Origin of the sequence: Cohnella laeviribosi DSM 21336 (assembly GCF_000378425.1) — a bacterium.
GTDB classification, from domain to species: domain Bacteria; phylum Bacillota; class Bacilli; order Paenibacillales; family Paenibacillaceae; genus Cohnella; species Cohnella laeviribosi.
This window is the reverse complement of record NZ_KB899887.1, coordinates 1-3,273: the sequence shown is the minus strand read 5'-3', so window position 1 is coordinate 3,273 and position 3,273 is coordinate 1. Positions and strand designations below refer to the sequence as shown.

At 58.7% G+C, this 3,273-nt stretch carries 3 protein-coding genes; all 3 read right to left on the bottom strand.

Features of this window, described 5'->3' with window-relative positions; genetic code table 11:
* Window positions 1–172 precede the first annotated feature (172 nt).
* The 3 genes from rnhA to F560_RS24045 all read right to left on the bottom strand — a co-directional run bounded on the left by rnhA (window position 173) and on the right by F560_RS24045 (window position 2,927).
* The gene (gene rnhA, locus F560_RS0121875; protein WP_019007846.1) at window positions 173–811 is read right to left on the bottom strand and encodes a ribonuclease H; all 639 of its coding nucleotides are present in this window, start codon (window positions 809–811) and stop codon (window positions 173–175) included.
* A gap of 186 nt (window positions 812–997) precedes the next feature.
* Window positions 998–1,810, bottom strand: a complete 813-nt coding sequence (locus F560_RS0121870) for a protein-glutamine gamma-glutamyltransferase (protein ID WP_019007845.1) — start codon at window positions 1,808–1,810, stop codon at window positions 998–1,000.
* A 73-nt stretch (window positions 1,811–1,883) separates the two neighbouring features.
* Window positions 1,884–2,927: an SGNH/GDSL hydrolase family protein gene (locus tag F560_RS24045; protein WP_019007844.1), complete on the bottom strand. Its 1,044-nt coding sequence runs from the start codon at window positions 2,925–2,927 to the stop codon at window positions 1,884–1,886.
* Between the last annotated feature and the right edge of the window lie 346 nt (window positions 2,928–3,273).

Here is a 3,273-nt window from a genome sequence, read left to right as displayed (position 1 = left end):
AAACTAAACGGCCTCAGTCCCATGGAATTCAGGACCAAGGCCGCTTAACCGATTTTTATTTTTTTGTACTGTCTACTTGACGGGGGTCAGTTCAATGCAGGGTTCTGCAATGCAAGCTCCTGCATCCGAGGAGCAGCCTCTTTTTTTGTGCGGGCCGGCCTTCTGAGGCGGGTTATTTTCTGCCGTAGTCGGCCTTGATCTCGCCCCACCTCTCCGTCTGCCACTTGAGCACCTTGTTTTTGTATGTATGGGTTCTCAACCAATGCTCCGCGCGGTCGATCAGCTTCCAGATCTCCTCCGTCGAAGCGTCGCGGGCGAGCGTCGTGGACACCGCTTTCTGCTTCACCCATTTGATCGCGTTGGCGGAATCGCTGTACACGGTCTTGTCACTGCCCAGCTTCTGCAGGTAGGCAAGCGCGTGAACGATCGCCAAAAACTCGCCGATGTTGTTCGTCCCTTTGCTTATCGGTCCGTACGAGAAAATAACCTCCCCGGTGCGGGTGTCGACGCCCTTGTATTCGACGGGTCCCGGATTTCCCCGCGTGCCCGCATCGACGGAAATGCTGTCGTAATCGATTTCGTCTTCCCAAGAGGACGATGAAGCGGTCTTCAGGCTCAGCCCCTGAGGCTTGTTCCGGCCCCAATGCTTTTCCCATCCGTCTCTGAAAGCCGCTTCCGCCTCCGCCCTGGATTCGAACGATTTGTACTTGGCGCCTTCGAATTTCTCGATTTGCTTCCGGCATTCGGGCCAGCTTTCATAAATCCCCGGATTTCTTCCGGCCCACACAACGTAATATTTCGGCTTTGCCATCGGTTAAGCTCCTTTTGAAAGTATACGCCTCCCATTATACCTTTCGCCGCCGGCCGCCCGAAACGGCTTGTCCCCATCTCCCCCTACCGCGCCTTTCCTCTCCGGCTTCGGCGCCGCGGGCTTGCGGTGCCACTAGCTGCGCAAGCCCGCGGAAAATACGGAAGCGGCCCGCCCCAACGGCCGGCTTCAGCAGATATAACGCCGGCTGCCGATCCGGGTGACGATCGGGCTGTCCGCATCGATGCGCCTTCCCTGCGCCGGTTCCCTTGACATCAGCCTGCGGAGATGCTCGGTGTCCGGAAACACGATCAGATCCGACATATAGGCGGAAACGGTGCTGCCGGGCGCTCTCGTCCGGTTAAGGGCGGCGATGATGGCCTCCGCCGACGCGATTCCGATTCCATGTCCATAGTACAAATTGTCGGCCAGCTTCACCGCATTTTCCCCCTGCCATTCCGGCCTTCTTGGATCATGGTCGGGATTCGGAAAATACAGCACGTCCCCCGGGAACGATTCCGGGCCGCTGGCCCGGATCAGGCGCAGGTCGCTGTCATGATGCCAGTCGTATAAATACAGGTTGGGGAAATAGGTATTGAAAAACGCCTCGCCGCTCGTGTCGAGAATCGCCCTGTAAAACACGATCACGATGGCGGTCGCGCATTCGAACGCGTACTCCCTTCCGTTTTGAAAAATATCGCGCAGTCCCTCCGCCGGCGTGACGCCGCTTCTCAGCCGGAAGCCGCCTTCCTCCGTCCGGTTCCAGTAACGTTCGTTGCAGCGCGAATGTTGAAAGGAGGTGAAGCCGGGCCTGCTCGCGTTAAGCGCCCTGGACGCCTGCACCGTCGCGCTCCGCATTCGGAGCTCGAACATCAAGGCGGCCTCCGAATCGTAGCGGTAAACGGTCCGGCTTTGCTGCTTTTGCCGCACGATTTCCCTTTCCAAATCCGACAGGGCCGACGTGTCCAATGCGTGGTCGCCGCTGCCTGCAATTACAATCACGGTTTGTCCTCCTCCCCCATACGTTTTGGGCATGGGTTATTGTACGGGAGAACTCCGCTTGGCGTGCATCGTCTCAAGATTTTTTCAAGATCGTGCGGAGCACCGGCTCCAGGCCGTCCGCCATCTGCATAAAGCCGAGATCGGTCGGGTGGATGCCGTCCACAAAGCATTCCTGCCCATGATGCAGCAGCAGCTTCTCTCCATCGTGAAAATAGATGTTGTGATCCCCTGCGGCACGAAGCGAACGGACCAGCTCGATCTGCATCTTTTTGCGGGTCTCCTGCTGCCGGCGCGCCTCCTCGTCGAACTTCTGCCTGGCGAACGGGATGCGGGACAGCACCAGGACGGGCGTCTCGGGACGGGCTTCGCGGTAAATCCGGATGAACTCCGGCAGCGTCTGGGCGTAAAGCTCCGGCGTCACGCTGTTCGCTTCGTAATCCAGCACCAGGCAGGCCACGTCCGGGATGGTCGCGATGATGCGGGACAGCTCGGGTTCTCCTTTGCCGCTTCCCGAGAAGCCGAGGTTGATGAATTCCCGGTTCAGGCGGCGGCTGAGCAGATTCGTATAGCACATGCCGGGACGCGAGGCGCAGGCGCCCTGGGTGATGGACGTCCCGTACACGACGATGCGGCCCTGACCTTCGTAAGCGGGTGGAGCCCAGACGGATGCCCCGGTTTCAAGACCGACCGACACCTCTTCCACGCCCTGATACAGCGGGAAGTTCAGCACGATCTGCCGGGGGGCTGTCGAACCGTTCTCAAACAGCAGCGCTTCGTATTCGGAGACGGCCGGGCTAAGCTGCGTCGTGGCGCGGTAGATCAGCTTGTCTTCCCATTCCTCGTAGCAGTCGAAGCCGCACTGCCCCGTCGCGGCCATATGGTACATATTGGCCGGTCCGGCAAGCCGAACCCGAACCGCCAGCCGGGACGAATCGGTGACAAAGCGAATTTGGCCTCCGGCCGTATGGTTCGCGAGCGCGTCGACGGCAGCCGGCACGGCGTAGGGAGGGTTGACGGGAAGCCGGCGGTATTTGCCCTCCGTTTGCAGCCAGGGAAACCCCGCGACCGCAAAAGGAGGCTGAAGCGGCGAAAACCAGACCCAATCCGTGGAATCCATGAACGGCACCCCTTTCCGAAATGGTACATCTCTTTAGACGAGGGGATTTTTTCCAAAGTTGCGGTTTTGCTTCCGTTTGCCTGCAAGACGGGGGGTGAGGGACATCGGGCTTTCTCGTGGAAGTACGGCCTTCCCATCATAACGTCCATCTCTGAGCTGGTTATAAATGCTTGTCCTTGGCTATGAAATCAACGTCACCCAATTAACCAGACAAGATGGGAAAAGATCGAGTAGGAGGGGGCGGCTAACCTCCGTCCTCTCACAACACCTAGCATGCGGGTCCGCACTAGGCGTTTCCAAAAGGTTGACAAAGTTCCAGATAACGAGAAAGCAAACTTTTCAGCCC

Excerpts from the sequence above, each read along its gene's own strand:
- rnhA (WP_019007846.1), bottom strand. The coding sequence starts at position 811 with ATGGCAAAGCCGAAATATTACGTTGTGTGGGCCGGAAGAAATCCGGGG.
- F560_RS24045 (WP_019007844.1), bottom strand. The coding sequence starts at position 2,927 with ATGGATTCCACGGATTGGGTCTGGTTTTCGCCGCTTCAGCCTCCTTTT.